The organism is Streptomyces sp. NPDC127108 (genome assembly GCF_042677545.1).
GTDB lineage: Bacteria > Actinomycetota > Actinomycetes > Streptomycetales > Streptomycetaceae > Streptomyces.
Genome location: NZ_JBHXTE010000039.1, coordinates 47483 through 60396 on the forward strand (window position 1 = coordinate 47483; position 12914 = coordinate 60396).

At 69.9% G+C, this 12914-nt stretch carries 15 protein-coding genes; 9 read left to right on the forward strand and 6 right to left on the reverse strand.

The features are described 5' to 3' along the window. The first annotated feature begins 208 nt into the window (after nucleotides 1–208). The gene (locus ACFVHO_RS29085; RefSeq protein WP_385720830.1) at nucleotides 209–751 is read left to right on the forward strand and encodes a hypothetical protein; all 543 of its coding nucleotides are present in this window, start codon (nucleotides 209–211) and stop codon (nucleotides 749–751) included. On the opposite strand, the gene ACFVHO_RS29090 is transcribed toward ACFVHO_RS29085, so the two are convergent. Beyond that, entirely contained in the window at nucleotides 741–1634 is an 894-nt protein-coding gene (locus ACFVHO_RS29090) for a sigma-70 family RNA polymerase sigma factor (RefSeq protein WP_385720833.1), read from the reverse strand. The two genes, ACFVHO_RS29085 and ACFVHO_RS29090, sit on opposite strands and share 11 nt — an antisense overlap. Nucleotides 1635–1721: 87 nt before the next feature. Here ACFVHO_RS29090 and ACFVHO_RS29095 point away from each other — a divergent pair, with 87 nt between their 5' ends. Together ACFVHO_RS29095 and ACFVHO_RS29100 are read left to right on the forward strand one after the other, a co-directional pair. Continuing rightward, a complete protein-coding gene (locus ACFVHO_RS29095) occupies nucleotides 1722–2180 on the forward strand; it encodes a carboxymuconolactone decarboxylase family protein (RefSeq protein ID WP_385720836.1) in 459 nt (152 codons plus the stop codon). Nucleotides 2181–2318: 138 nt separating this feature from the next. After that, nucleotides 2319–2792 carry a carboxymuconolactone decarboxylase family protein gene (locus tag ACFVHO_RS29100; RefSeq protein WP_385720838.1) on the forward strand — a complete coding sequence of 158 codons (474 nt, stop codon included), beginning with the start codon at nucleotides 2319–2321 and terminating at the stop codon, nucleotides 2790–2792. 114 nt (nucleotides 2793–2906) lie between these two features. Here ACFVHO_RS29100 and ACFVHO_RS29105 read toward each other — a convergent pair whose 3' ends face one another. Further along, complete coding sequence (locus ACFVHO_RS29105; RefSeq protein WP_385720841.1) at nucleotides 2907–4211, reverse strand: NAD(P)/FAD-dependent oxidoreductase; 1305 nt, start codon at nucleotides 4209–4211, stop codon at nucleotides 2907–2909. Further along, the gene (locus ACFVHO_RS29110) at nucleotides 4204–5496 is read right to left on the reverse strand and encodes a DUF885 family protein (protein ID WP_385720843.1); all 1293 of its coding nucleotides are present in this window, start codon (nucleotides 5494–5496) and stop codon (nucleotides 4204–4206) included. Before ACFVHO_RS29110 ends, ACFVHO_RS29105 begins: the two co-directional genes overlap by 8 nt. A gap of 418 nt (nucleotides 5497–5914) precedes the next feature. Here ACFVHO_RS29110 and ACFVHO_RS29115 point away from each other — a divergent pair, with 418 nt between their 5' ends. Together ACFVHO_RS29115 and ACFVHO_RS29120 are read left to right on the forward strand one after the other, a co-directional pair. After that, the gene (locus ACFVHO_RS29115) at nucleotides 5915–6502 is read left to right on the forward strand and encodes a PAS domain-containing protein (RefSeq protein WP_385720952.1); all 588 of its coding nucleotides are present in this window, start codon (nucleotides 5915–5917) and stop codon (nucleotides 6500–6502) included. 164 nt (nucleotides 6503–6666) lie between these two features. After that, entirely contained in the window at nucleotides 6667–7674 is a 1008-nt protein-coding gene (locus ACFVHO_RS29120; protein WP_385720846.1) for a zinc-binding dehydrogenase, read from the forward strand. Nucleotides 7675–7788: 114 nt separating this feature from the next. Here ACFVHO_RS29120 and ACFVHO_RS29125 read toward each other — a convergent pair whose 3' ends face one another. Continuing rightward, nucleotides 7789–8610, reverse strand: coding sequence for an SDR family oxidoreductase (locus ACFVHO_RS29125; RefSeq protein ID WP_385720849.1), 822 nt, complete (start codon nucleotides 8608–8610; stop codon nucleotides 7789–7791). A gap of 197 nt (nucleotides 8611–8807) precedes the next feature. On the opposite strand from ACFVHO_RS29125, the gene ACFVHO_RS29130 reads away from it, so the two are divergent. Next, nucleotides 8808–9275: a nuclear transport factor 2 family protein gene (locus ACFVHO_RS29130; RefSeq protein ID WP_385720852.1), complete on the forward strand. Its 468-nt coding sequence runs from the start codon at nucleotides 8808–8810 to the stop codon at nucleotides 9273–9275. Nucleotides 9276–9292: 17 nt separating this feature from the next. Here ACFVHO_RS29130 and ACFVHO_RS29135 read toward each other — a convergent pair whose 3' ends face one another. Next, nucleotides 9293–9946, reverse strand: a complete 654-nt coding sequence (locus ACFVHO_RS29135; protein WP_385720855.1) for a response regulator transcription factor — start codon at nucleotides 9944–9946, stop codon at nucleotides 9293–9295. Nucleotides 9947–10238: 292 nt separating this feature from the next. Next, entirely contained in the window at nucleotides 10239–11105 is an 867-nt protein-coding gene (locus tag ACFVHO_RS29140) for an NAD(P)-dependent oxidoreductase (RefSeq protein WP_385720857.1), read from the reverse strand. On the opposite strand from ACFVHO_RS29140, the gene ACFVHO_RS29145 reads away from it, so the two are divergent. From ACFVHO_RS29145 to ACFVHO_RS29155, 3 genes are all read left to right on the forward strand, one after another. Next, the gene (locus ACFVHO_RS29145) at nucleotides 11104–11505 is read left to right on the forward strand and encodes a winged helix-turn-helix transcriptional regulator (RefSeq protein WP_385720860.1); all 402 of its coding nucleotides are present in this window, start codon (nucleotides 11104–11106) and stop codon (nucleotides 11503–11505) included. The two genes, ACFVHO_RS29140 and ACFVHO_RS29145, sit on opposite strands and share 2 nt — an antisense overlap. A 178-nt stretch (nucleotides 11506–11683) precedes the next feature. Beyond that, nucleotides 11684–12127 carry a TIGR03618 family F420-dependent PPOX class oxidoreductase gene (locus ACFVHO_RS29150; RefSeq protein ID WP_385720863.1) on the forward strand — a complete coding sequence of 148 codons (444 nt, stop codon included), beginning with the start codon at nucleotides 11684–11686 and terminating at the stop codon, nucleotides 12125–12127. A 114-nt stretch (nucleotides 12128–12241) separates the two neighbouring features. Continuing rightward, nucleotides 12242–12847, forward strand: a complete 606-nt coding sequence (locus ACFVHO_RS29155) for a dihydrofolate reductase family protein (protein ID WP_385720866.1) — start codon at nucleotides 12242–12244, stop codon at nucleotides 12845–12847. Nucleotides 12848–12914 lie beyond the last annotated feature (67 nt).

Sequence of the window (12914 nt, forward strand, 5' to 3'; positions counted from 1 at the left end):
TCTTCTACCACCTTGTGGGGGGTTTTTTTTTTTTATTACACCAACCCTGCCCATTTTGGGGGGGCCCCTACTGCTTTTTTTTCGTGGGGGGCCACCGGCCTTCTCGACCGATTCGGGAACCGTTCCTCCGCTTCCCGCGTGATCTGGTGATGTGCTGCCAGCTGGTGGTGGCGTGACCGGAGGGGACGGAATGAGAGCGCGGACGTGGGTGAGTGTGGCGGTATCGGCGTGCGTGGTGCTGGTGGCGACCGCGTGCGGCCCGGACAAGGCGAAGAAGGACACGGACGCGAAGCCGTCGCAGCCCTCCACGTCCACCGGCGTGAAAGAGCCGTCGGCCACGCCGTCCGAGTCCCCGCGGCCCGACAAGCCGTCGGCCACCCCGTCCGGCGACCAGCCCGCGCCCAGGACGAAGGACGGCGCGATCCGCCGGTACGAGCAGTACCTCCACGCCCTCGGCCGTGAGGACATCGACACGGTCTGCGAGGTGGCCGGGCCAGCCGCGAAGAAGGCGGAGGACGAGGGCGTCGGCCCGTGCACCTCGACGTACGTCACCGTGTTCAAGATGATCTCGCCCGCACAGAAGAAGGCCCTGAAGACCGCGACGGTCGACCCACAGCGGGTCGTCGTGCGCACACCCGCGAAGATCGAGATGCCGGTCGCGGCGGTCAAGTCCTCCGCCACCTTCTCCGAGAGCGACCTCGGCAGCTACACCTTGGAGTACCTCAAGAAGGACTGGTACATCACCGACTGACCCCGACGCCCGGTGCGCGCCGCAGGTCCACGCGTGCGAGCTCGGCCGGGTCGGTCACAGCCGTGATCTCGGTGATGCGGCCGTCGGTGACGGTGAAGGCCAGGAGGGAGAGCGGGGTGCCGTCCTGGTCCCAGGAGACGACGCCGGGGCGGCCGTTGACGGTCGCCGTACGTCCTTGAGCCATGCCGCCTGCGATCCGCGCGCGGGTGGCGACCTCGGTGGCTCCGATCGTCACGAACCGACCATCCGGGGTGTGGACGGTGAACTCCACCTCGGGGTGCAGCACCTGCAGCAGTTGCTCGAACCGACCGTCGCGGGCCGCGGCCAGGAAGGCCTGGACCACCTCGCGTTGCTGTCGCGAGGTGCCGGCGGGCTCCTTGGCGCCCTGCACCTTCCTGCGGGCGCGGCTGGTGAGCATCTTGGTCGCGTCGGCGGACTTGCCGAGGATCGTGCCGATCTCGGCGTGGGGCACGGCGAACACGTCGTGCAGCACGAACGCCAGTCGTTCGTCCGGGCGCAGCGAGTCGAGGACCGTGAGGAGTGCGACGCCGACAGAGTCCCCGAGCTCCACGAGGTCCTCCGGTGCGGGCCCGTCGTCGAGGACCACGGTGAACTCGGACAGCTGGTCGTCGAGGGCGACGTGCGGGCGGGTCCGGCCCGAACGCAGGACGTCGAGGCTGATGCGGCCGACCACGGTGGTCAGCCAGCCGCCGAGATTGTCGATGCCGCCGATGTCCTGGCGGGACAGCCGCAACCACGCCTCCTGGACCACGTCTTCGGCGTCGGCGTGTGAGCCGAGCACGCGATAGGCGACGGCTCGGAGCCGGGTGCGATGGGACTCGAAGGCCGCGGAGAGCGGATCCACGGGATGGGCGTCGGGCACGTCGTTACCTTCCTCGAAACTGCTCCGTCAAAGGGGTGACGGGCACCGGCCCCGGAACGTAACCCCGATCAAGGAGAGCACCCTCACATGGAGAACCGCCTCAAGAACAAGAACACGAACAGCCCCGACGTGGGGACCGCGATCCAGCACCTCCACAAGGCGATCGCCGCCGGAGGCGTCGACCCGAAGCTCCTCGCGCTGGTCCACCTGCGCGTCAGCCAGATCAACAGCTGCTCGGCCTGCGTCTACGCCGGCGTCGCCGGAGGCAAGAAGGCCGGGGACACCGACGAGCGGCTCCACAACGTGGCGGCATGGCGCGAGGCGCCGTTCTACACCGACGCGGAGCGCGCGGCACTGGCGCTGGCCGAGGCGGCCACCCGGCTGCAGGACGGCGCGGAGGGAGTCACCGACGAGATCTGGGAAGAGGCCGACGCCCATTTCACCGAGGAGGAGCTCGGCGCGATCAACCTGGAGATCGCGCTGACGAACTTCTTCAACCGGATCAACCGCACCATCAAGGAACCGGCCGGCCGGACCTGGGGCTGAGCCCGGCGTGTGTCCCGTGCGCGCTGCCTGACGTTCGGTGGCGCTGTCTCGTCGGGTGTGCAGGGACGCATCCGGTCCCGTGAGCAGCCGTTCCGTTCCTGTGGGGGAGCGGATCGGCCCCGGAGTGGGGAGACATTGGTGAAGGCTCGTATTGATTTCCATGGCAATGCGATCGGTGCCAGGCATGTGAAGTACCTGGCGTCGGCGGGCCAGGCGCTGTTGGCCACGGCGCTGCCGAAGGCGACGATGGAGCTGGTGGCGCTGCGGATCAGCCAGATCAACGGCTGTGGGTTCTGCGCCGACATGCACACCAAGGACGCGGCCCACGCCGGAGAGAGCGCGGTGCGGCTGAATCTGGTCGCGGTGTGGCGCGAGGCGACGGTCTTCTCCGAGGCCGAGCGTGCCGCGCTGGAACTGGCGGAGCAGGGCACCCGGATCGCCGACGCCGCAGGTGGTGTCAGTGATGAGGCCTGGGCGGCCGCGGCCGAGCACTACGACGAGGACCAGCTCGTCGCCCTGGTGTCGGCGATCACGCTGATGAACGCCCTGAACCGCCTGAACGTGATCATTCAGCAGCCCGCGGGGGACTACCAGCCCGGCCAGTTCGGGTAACCGGAAGCCTCCCCGATCCCTGGCGGCGGACGGGCTGGAACAGCCGGGCAAACACCGCTGGCCGGGCACCCGCTCTTTGGTGCCCGGCCAGCGGGGCGCGGTCCCACCGCCCAGTCAGCCCATGACTGTCCCCGTCGACTCGGTGAGCGGGCGTTTGCGTGAGAAGGCCCCGAGGTTGATGACGTGGCCGGTGTGCTCGCAGGTGTGGCGGACCGGCTCCGCGTCGTGGTCGCGGCCGGCCTCCACCTCGTGCACCAGGGTCGTCATGAGGCGGCCGACGAGCGGGGCGTTCTTGAACTGGTTGCCGCTGGTGCCGATCGCGACGTAGAAGCCGTCGAGGTCGGTGCGGTCGTAGAGCGGCGTCCAGTCGTCGGCCACGTCGTAGACGCCCGCGATGCCGCTGGGCCGCCCGGGGACGCGCAGTCCGGGCAGGCGGCGGGCGGCGCGCGTCACCTGGGCGTTGAAGAGGGACACCGTGGCCCGTGGGTCGGCCTTGTCGGGCTCGTCGACCCATTCGAGCGGGTCGCACTCCGGCTCGGTGCCGCCGACGAGCAGAAAGCCGTGGCCTTCGGGGCGGAGGTAGGTGCCGAGGTCCAGGTCGGCGATGACCGGCCCGGACCTGCCCTCCGGGTGGTAGTCGTCCGGGGCCGCCACCTGGTGGACCTCCTGGCGCATCGGCCGCACCCGCACGGTGAACTCGGCCCCGACTCCGGCCAGCCGGTTGAGAGCGCCCGACCAGGGACCGGCGGCATTGACCACGACGGGCGCGGAGAGGACCGTGCCGTCGGAGAGCCGCACGCCCCGGACACGGTCGCCGTCGCGGACGACGTCGGTCACCTCGGTGTTGAAGAAGAACCGCGTGCCGCGCCTCTCGGCGGCCCATGCCAAGTTGAGGGCGGCGAGCTGCGGGTCGCTCACGTATCCGCCGTCGGGAGTGTGGAGCGCGCCCAGGTGTGCGGTGGCGTCGGTGAAGAACGCGTCGTCGCCCACGGGTTTGGGCGGCCAGAAGCGGCCGGTGTCGACTGCCGGGAGGTGCCGGGCCAGTGCGGCCGCGTCCCACTCCTCGTACGGGACGCCCACACGGTCGAACAGAGCCGTGACGCGGTCCCGCGGTGCCGGTGGCGCGTCGAGGAACACCACCCCCGTGCGGAGGTAGCGGGCCAGCCCGTCCCGGGCCGCCGCCTCCACGTGATCGGGCCAGTTCTCCCAGCAGTCCTTGGACTCCCAGGCGGCCGTCACGCCGTCGAGGGTGGAGTAGTTGAAACGGACGATCGCGCTCGAGGCGCTGGTCGACCCCTGGCCCGCTCCACCGAGCTTGTCGACGAGCGCCACGCGCAGCCCGGACCGGGCCAGTTCGAACGCCGTCGAGCAGCCGATCACCCCGCCGCCGACGACGACGGCATCCACGGTCTCAGCCACGACGGCCCCCGCTCATGGACGTTTCCCGGTGCACCGCTCGGGCCACCCGTTCTCGCATGCGCGGCAGCGGGACGGCGCCCGCCGTCAGCATGGCCTCGTGCACGATGCGCGGGTCGACGCCCGCGGCGGACTCCCGCGCCTCCTGGAACGCCAGGAAGCCGCTCCGGTACGCGAGGGCCTGGGCGGGCAGGTCCGTGGCGTAGCGCAGGGTCTCGGAGGCGATCTGCCGGTCACTGTCGAGCGTGTGGGCGCGCATGAACGCGCGGGCCCTCGTCAGGTCCCAGGAGCCGAGGTTGAGTGCGGTGTCCACGACGAGCCGCTGCGCGGTGAACCGCTCGTGCGCGAGGCGCCCGTACGCGTCGTCGGCCGGGTCGAGGCGCTGTACGTCGTATCCGGCGCGGGGCCGGGTGCGGAACAAGGCGTCGATGCCTGGTTCGACCCGCGTCAGGTGCCGTCGGTAGGTGGCCGCGACGGCGTCGGGAGTCGACGCGTACAGGTGCTTCTGCGCCGCGATCCAGCTACGGGCCTCGTCCTCGTCCTCGGGCCCGCCGAGCCGGGCCCTGATCTCGGCCATCCGCTCGGCGAGCCGGGCGCACTGCTCCAGACCCAGCCGGTGCAGCTCTTCCGGACCCAGGTCCAAGGTGGTGTGCTGCCGCACCAGGAGGCGGTAGGCCTCCTCCCCGCCGGGGACGTTGGCCATGCCCACCGCGTCGCCCGCGCTCTCGGCCGAGGTCTCGATCTCGGCGGCGACCGCGACCATCGCGGCATCCACCGCGGGGCTGTCGAGCAGCGTGGACAACTCCGCGCTCAGCGCCGCCCAGGTCCCGCGCGCTCCTTCGACGGCGGGCCCGGGCAGCACGATGCCGCGCTCCCGCCGACCGCGCAGCAGAGTCGCGGCGGAGCACACCCGCTCGGCGAGTTCGGCGGTGAGCCGCGCGCGTTCGGCACCGGTCAGCGGGGCGATGGCCATGCGGGCGACCAGGGAGAACAGGAAGCCGACGTGGTACGGCGCCGTCACGTGCTCGTGCCACATGACCTGGACCCGTTCGATGTCGGCGGTCAGCAGGGCGCGCAGCACCGAGGCGAGATCGGCCTCGGAGTCGTCGCCCTCGATCGCGTCGAGGAGGCCCAGCAGCTCCGCGGCCGTCGCGGCACGGTCGCGCACCGCCTCCTCGTCCAGGGGCGTGAGGGACTGCGGGGCCGTGCCCGCCATCACCGCGTAGAGGGGATCGTCCCGGATCAGCAGCGCCTGATAGGCATCCGCGAGGTCGGCTGTCGCTGTCATCACAGGCTCCTTCACCAGCGGTATCAAGTCAGGACTCTAGGAGCCGAGGAGCACTGCGACCACAGGACGATCGTCGTGTCCTTCAGGAGCCACACACGACAGACGTCGCCCCCCCGTTGCCCGGTGTCACGGGCCGTATGAGTGCTGCTCCTCCTGCAATTCCTCAGTGCTTCGCACTGCACGTTCAGCCCAGGTCGACCGAGCGAGTCACTTAAGTAAGCCGCCTGTTGGCACGCAGGGCCCACCGGCCATCTGGCTGCGTAATCACTACGCACGCGCCAACGGAGCTGTCTGTGTATGTTCGGTCGAAATGGCGACCTGCAACGCAACCCCCATGCGCAAAGGGAAAGACAGTATGTCCGTGGTGACCGCAAACACCACCGCATCATCCACCGCCCGCAGCAAGACCGGCAGCAGTGTGAACCACCGCCGTCCCTACACAGCACACGCATGCTCGAAGGAAACAACCATCACGGCCGCTGAAGCCGACTTCGCGGCACAATTCGGCCTGAGCCCCCGTGAGATATGCGGCCGCGCTGTGAGCGACCTGCTCCAGGCCGGTGCGCCCGGGCGCCTGCGGCATCGGTTCACCGACCTGTGCGAGGGACGCACGGACTGCCTCACCGAACGGGTCACGGGTCGGCATGGCAGCGACCGTGTCCTCACCGCGAGCCTCACGGCCATCGCGATCACCGGCCCGGCCGGACTGGCCGGAATCGTCCTTCTCCTCCACCCCTTGGGGAAGGCGAGCGAGCCCCACCCGCACGAACTGACACTCAGTCAGCTCGACGCGCGCCTCCTGGAAGGCCTGGCGAGCGGCGCGTCGACCGCAGCGCTGGCCGCCCGCCTCTACCTGAGCCGCCAGGGCATCGAGTACCGCGTGACCCAGTTGCTGCGCCGCTTCGACGCCGCCAATCGGCCCGCCCTGGTCGGGCGCGCCCACTCGCTCGGCCTGTTCGTCCCAGGCCAGTGGCCCTCGCGAGTACGTCCGGAGCTCATCGCTTAGCGCGGGATCCGGCGGACGCGAAACGCGCGGAGGCCGTCGACGGGACAAGCTCCTGCCGACGGCCACCGGCATCAAGAGAAGCCCACCCGAAATCAAGGTTCTGCTCCTGCAACGATGCCGAGGCTTCGGGCAAGCCACCGGCACGAACAACACCAGGAGTTCGCATGAGATCACTCGAATTCGTCGCCCCGCGCCACCTGCGCTGGCATGAACTCCCATCACCACGCGTCAACCGGCCGCACGAGGCAATAGTCGCGCCCGTCGCGGCCACCACCTGCGACCTGGACCGTGCCGTCATCGCGGGAGCGACGCCCTTCGAGGGACCCTTCGCACTGGGCCACGAGTGCGTGGCCCGCATAGTCGAACTCGGCTCGGAATGCACGGACCTCACGGTCGGAGACCTCGTCGTGGTGCCCTGGCACATTTCCTGCGGTACCTGTGCCCGGTGTTCGCTCGGCTATCCGTCACAATGTGAACGCACGCCGCGCTACGCCATGTTCGGCCTGCCGCTCGGAGGCCACTGGGGCGGCATGTTCGCCGAACGGATCACCGTGCCGTGGGCCGACGCCAATCTGCGGCGACTGCCCGATGGCGTATCGGCGGCGGCCGCCGCTGCTGCTTCCGACAGTCTCACCGACGCCTATGACGCGGTGCGGCGTGGTCTGCTGCTCCACCCCGCACAGGACGTCGCCGTGCTGGGCGGTCTGACGCACGGGCTCTATGCCTGCGCGTTCGCGGTGAGTCTGGGCGCGGCAGATGTGGTGTACGTCGACCGCGACGAGCGGCGCCGTTCGATCGCCGAGGGTTTCGGCGCCAAAGCGGTGGACGATCCTCGCGAACTGGGCCGGCGCAGGTTCCCCGTGACCGTGGACGCCGCGGGAGACCCCCGAGGTCTGGTCGCCGCCCTGGAAGCGACGGCTCCTGGCGGCCATTGCCACAGCATCGGCATCTACTTCAAGCCGACGCCGCTCCCGCTGATGACCATGTACATGGACGCCATCACCTTCAGCACCGGACGCCCCGACATCAGCCCCCATCTGTCGGACGTGCTGCGCCTGCTGCAGACGGACAGCGTCGACCCTCTCGCCGCCTACAGCGACACCCTCGCCTTCGACGACCTTCCGGAAGCACTGCTGGAGCTGCCGCCCAAGCCGCTGGTGCTTCTTGACTGACGAGCGAGCTCGACGGCCGGCCCAGCAGCCCGCCCTGCGGAGGGCGGGCTGTGAGCTTGGGCCTCGGCGGGTGCCTGCGCCGGGCGGAGGCACCCGCCGAGGTCCGTCCCGAGATCAGCCGAAGCGGACCGAGACGACGGCCATGTCGGCGATGTTGACGTTGGCAGGCGCGGAGACGGTGAAGGCCACGGCTTCGGCGATGTCCTCGGCCGACAGCGGGCGCAGGTTGTCACGCATCTGTGTGAGGGCGCTTCGCATGTCCTCGTTGGTCATGTCGTTGCCGAGTTCGGTGGCTGTGACGCCGGGTTCGATGTTGTGCACGCGTACGTCGCGGGGGCCGAGTTCGGCCCGCAGGTTGCGGGTGAGGTGGGCGACCGCCGCTTTGGTGGCGCTGTAGACGGACCAGTTGGGGAAGAGCATGTGACCGGCGACGGAGCCGATGTGGACGAGGTCGGCAGGCCCGTTCTGCGCGGCGCCGATCAGATCGTCGGCGAAGACGCGCCCGGTGTGGATCAGTGCGCGTACGTTGACGTCGAGCATGCGGTCCCACTCGGTGGTGTCGGCGGTCTCGAAGGGCGCGCCGAGCATGGCGCCCGCGTTGGCCACGACGAGGTCCACGCGGCCGAGTCCGGTGCGCACGGACGCCGCCGCATGGTCCAGGGCCTCGGCATCGGTGATGTCCACGGCGATCGGCAGGACGTGCCCGTGCCCCGCTGAACGCAGTTCGTCGGCCAGGCTCTTGAGGCGGTCCTCGCGGCGGCCCAGGAGGGCGACGTGGGCGCCGCCGAGGGCCAGACGGCGGGCGGTGGCGGCGCCGATGCCGCTGGTGGCACCGGTGATCACGGCGACCCGCCCGGCGAGCGGGTCGCCGGGCCAGGAGGCGGAACCGGAACTGGTGGACAGGGCCGCGGCTGAATTCGTAGCAGGAGGTGTCATGCCTCGACCTTCAACCGGTCCGGCGGCCCCCACCAGGCAGTACGTGGTCTGGGGGTGCTCAGCCCAGGTGCGCCACACCCCCTCAGCCGCTGACCGCGACACGCGCCTGAGGCCGCCCGGTCCTGCCTGCTCCTCCCTCGGCTGGGTGGGTGCGACGGACCCTCCCTGGACCTCACCCGCTGTCCTAGCGTCGAGCCATGACCAACGAACAATTGATCGCTGACCTGCACCGCCGATGGGTCTTCGGTTGGGAGCGCAACGAGGGAGACGCACCGTTCGACTTCCGGCGCACCTTCGGCGAGTTCTACGACTTCAGCTCTCCCGACGTCCGCCTCTACGACGACTTCGATCCCGAACAGCGCGTGGCGACGACAGCCTTCGGATACGGATCGATCTGGGAGCCCGCCTTCCAGAAGATGGTCTCCGCACACCACGCGGTCGACGACGGGCCGCACGTCGTCGCCGATCACGGCCTGGCCGCGTCCACCCTGATATTCGTGGCGCGGGTCACCATGCCCGACGCCACCACCGACATTCGCACCACGACGTCACTGGTCTGGCGCCGGACGCCGGAGGGCTGGCGGATCGTCCGCGAACACAACTCGAGCAAGGTTCTCCCCGCGGGAACTCTCGACCACAGACTGGCGGAGCACGAGGCTCGCTGACCTTCTGCGGGCCGGGCTCAGATGTACCCGGCCCGCAGGGCGTAGGCCACGGCGTGGGCCCGGTTGCGCAGTCGGAGGCGGGAGGTGAGGTTCTGGAGGACGTTCTTCACCGTGCGCTCGGAGCAGACGAGTTTGGCCGCGATCTCCTGGGTCTTGAGCCCTTCCGACACCAGTTGGAGGATGTCGGTCTCCCGCGTGCTCATCCCCACCGAGGAGGCGCCCGCCGGTCCGGACTCCTCGCTCCGGAAGCGCCCGAACCGGTTGATGAGGGTGCCCAGCAGGTCGGCCGGAACGTCACCGTCGCCCCGGCGTGCCGTGTGAATGGCCCGCAGCAGCCGCGCTGACGTGGCTTCCCGCCGCCACACGATCGACGTGACACCGCAGCCGGCGACTTCCAGCAGATCGGCCTCCCGCATCCGGTCCACCACCAGGACCACCCGGACGCCCTTGGTATGGCCGAGCGCACGAAGGTTCTGGAGGACGGCTTCGTCCACGGTCCCGGTCAGCATCAGGGCGACGTGGCCGGGGCCGTGCCGGGTGTCGTCCACCACGACGATGTCCGGCTGCGACCGGAGCTGGCTCACCGCTCCGGCCCGGGAGATCGGATCGGACGCGTGGATGGACACCGACACCCGCCCCGTGAGGGGAACGCGCTCATCAGTCTGCCGCACGGGCTGAAGCACCTCCTGGTGTTGACGACGGCCCCGAGGCTCGGCGCGGGATGCTCCGGTCCCGCGCCCGCCTTCGCGACGGGTGCCCTCCTGCGGTCGGCCGGAGGCAGTGCCGAATGTACGCAGGAAGCGGACCTGACACTTCCGTAGTGCCTACGTATGCGGCCGACCACGCACCCGAACAAAGCGGCACCGGGCGCGGCTGCGTAGCGCAATTGGCTGCCTCGGGCTCCCAACCGGCCTGCGTCGACCAGAGGACCTACAGCTCCCGGGTACCGACCGGAGAGCCGGTTCAGCCGCGCAGGAGTTCGGCGACATGGGCGTAGGAGTCGTCGGCGTAACCGGCTGCCATGCCGCGGCGGGCGATGTCGTGGGCGGCGGAGATCACCGTGGTGTCGATGCCCCGGCTGTGGGACGCCTCCAGGACGTGGGACATGATGGCTGCCGCCGAGCGGAGGTTGGAGCCCTCGGAGGGGTAACTGCCCTTGTCGACCTGCTCGGCGAACGCGTCGATCACATCGGGCAGGAGCGCGGCGACGCCCTTGGCGTAAGGGGCGAGGTCGGACGCGGTGACGCCCTCGGCCCCGGCGAGGGCGAAAGCGTGGACGACACCGGTCAGCGCCGTCCAAAAGACATCGAGCAGTGCGACGTCGTGCGCCCCCGCACGGCCCGCATCGGCGCCCAGGTGCACACAGGTCCCGCCGACAGCGCGAAGGGTGTCCTGGTGGCGTGCGTACAGGTCGGCCGGGCCGCTGTAGAGGACCAGAGCGGACGAGCCGCCGACGAGGTAGGTCGGAACCATGATCGCGCCGTCGAGATACCTGATGCCGTGCGCGTCGGCCCACGCGGCGGTGGCGCGAGCGTCGTCAGGGGTGCCGGCGGTCAGGTTGACCAGGGTGCGGCCCTTGAGCGCGGTGGCGTGCGGCTCGACGACGGCGCGGACGGCATCGTGGTCCAGCACGCAGATCACGACGAGCTCGCTCGCCCCGATCGCCTCCGCGGCGGTCGCGGCTTCGACGGCGCCGCTCTCCACCAGGCCGTGTGCCCGGCCGGGGGTACGGTTCCATACGGTCGCCGGATGGCCCGCGGCCAGGAACGCGGAGGCCAGGGACCGGCCCATCGGGCCCAGGCCGAGAACAGTGACGGGGGCAGCAGACATGGGTGACTCCGAGGTCGTGACGGTGACCGATCCGCACACGTGCGGGATGGGCGTGGCCGTCGGGGTGTTCGAGGGCAAGTGGAAGTCGTTCATCATGTGGGTGCTGTCCGAGCGCCCGCGCCGTTTCGGGGAGACCAGACGGCTGGTCACCGGCATCAGCGAGAAGGTGCTGACCCAGCAGCTCCGCGAGTTGCAGGCCGACGGCATCGTGCACCGCCAGGACTACGACGAGGTGCCGCCCCGGGTCGAGTACTCACTGACCGAAGAGGGCCGTCGGCTCTACGAACTGCTGGAACTGCTTTCCGCCTGGGGCCGGGACCATCTGGCCACGAGGACAGGAGCGGCATCGGACAACGGGCTTGGCGCGCCTCGACAAGACTCCCCGGCCACCAGTCCTTGATCAAGTACGTACCTTCAGGTACGTGCCCCCGCGTTGGGTACGTGCCCCCGCGTTGAACGTTCGAGCGAGCACCCACGCGTGAACAACTGGCTGTCGTTGGTCCTTTCCATGAGCCGGACGTCGCCGAAGTGACCGCGCACGGCGGCGACGGATCCGTCACGGCTAGTAGCCTCCCCGGATGACTGCGATATTCGATGAAGCTGTCCGCGCCCGGCTGCGGGCCCCCAACATCTGGTACGTCGGCACCGTGTTCGCCGATGGAGCACCGCAGGTCAGCCCGATGTGGGTGGACCTGGAGGGCGAGGGGGAGCTGACGTTCAACACCTCGGTGGGCCGAGTGAAGGAGGAGAACCTGCGCCGCGACCCCCGTGTCTATCTCTCGCACGCGGACGCCACCGACCCCTTCGACCGAGTGCAGATCAGTGGCGCGGTGGCCCGCTTCGTCGAGGGCGAGGAAGCGCACGACCGGATGGACCAGCTGGCCCGCAAGTACCTGGGCAGCGACTACGAATGGATCATGCCGGGGGAGCAGCGCGTCGCGGTGATCGTGCGCCCGGTCAAGGTGCGGCACATCGTCGGGGTGGAGCGGTTCCGGCCCGGAGGCCCCGTCCCCGCTCCCTGACCGAGCGCTGGTCAGACCCCCACCGCACCCGGGTGAGCGCCGCCGACGACGTGGCCGATGAGTTCGTGGCTCCCGGCCGGTCCAAGCTGGTGACGCCTAGGAAAGGACATCGCCATGTCGGAGCTTCTGGTCGACTTCATCACCTCCCTCGACGGCTACGCGTCGGGAGAGGGATGGCCCGGGTTCTGGGGCCTCGAGGGCCCGGAGTACCTCGCATGGCTCGGTGAGCAGCCCGAGGTCACCTACCTGATGGGAGCGAATACCTACCGCCTGATGTCGGGCTTCGCCGCAGGCGTGGTCCCCAAGGGCCAGGACGAGTTCAGGCCCGAGGAAGAGGCGTCCGTCGACGAGCTCACGCAGGCGTCCAAGGTGGTGTTCTCCTCCTCGCTCGAGGAGCCACTGACGTGGGCCAATTCCACGCTCGTCCGCGACGACGCCGTCGAGGCGGTCCGCGCCATGAAGTCGAACGGCTCGGGGCTCCTCAGCACCCTCGGCAGCCTCAGCCTGTCCCGGTCCCTGCTGCGAGCCGGACTCGTCGACCGCTTCCGGGTCGTGATGTTCCCGGTGATCACTGGGGCCACGGGCGAAGAACGCATCTACGACAACTATCCGGACGTTGCCCTCGAGATGATCGAGCACCGCACCTTCGACGGCCGCATCCAGCTGGTCGAGTACAAGCCCCGCGTGCTCGAGCACCCGCCGCTCGCCGCCCCTGCGTGACGTCACTCCGTCCGCCGCTCCGGACCGGCGCGCGGGTGGACCGGCGCGCTGGAGGGCCGGAGCGGCG

What these genes read in the sequence shown, in the direction of transcription:
- ACFVHO_RS29095 (WP_385720836.1), top strand. Translation starts at nt 1,722, where the DNA reads ATGGAGAACCGCCTCAAGAACAAGAACACGAACAGCCCCGACGTGGGG.
- ACFVHO_RS29110 (WP_385720843.1), bottom strand. Translation starts at nt 5,496, where the DNA reads ATGACAGCGACAGCCGACCTCGCGGATGCCTATCAGGCGCTGCTGATC.
- ACFVHO_RS29120 (WP_385720846.1), top strand. Translation starts at nt 6,667, where the DNA reads ATGAGATCACTCGAATTCGTCGCCCCGCGCCACCTGCGCTGGCATGAA.
- ACFVHO_RS29125 (WP_385720849.1), bottom strand. Translation starts at nt 8,610, where the DNA reads ATGACACCTCCTGCTACGAATTCAGCCGCGGCCCTGTCCACCAGTTCC.
- ACFVHO_RS29130 (WP_385720852.1), top strand. Translation starts at nt 8,808, where the DNA reads ATGACCAACGAACAATTGATCGCTGACCTGCACCGCCGATGGGTCTTC.
- ACFVHO_RS29145 (WP_385720860.1), top strand. Translation starts at nt 11,104, where the DNA reads ATGGGTGACTCCGAGGTCGTGACGGTGACCGATCCGCACACGTGCGGG.
- ACFVHO_RS29140 (WP_385720857.1), bottom strand. Translation starts at nt 11,105, where the DNA reads ATGTCTGCTGCCCCCGTCACTGTTCTCGGCCTGGGCCCGATGGGCCGG.
- ACFVHO_RS29150 (WP_385720863.1), top strand. Translation starts at nt 11,684, where the DNA reads ATGACTGCGATATTCGATGAAGCTGTCCGCGCCCGGCTGCGGGCCCCC.
- ACFVHO_RS29155 (WP_385720866.1), top strand. Translation starts at nt 12,242, where the DNA reads ATGTCGGAGCTTCTGGTCGACTTCATCACCTCCCTCGACGGCTACGCG.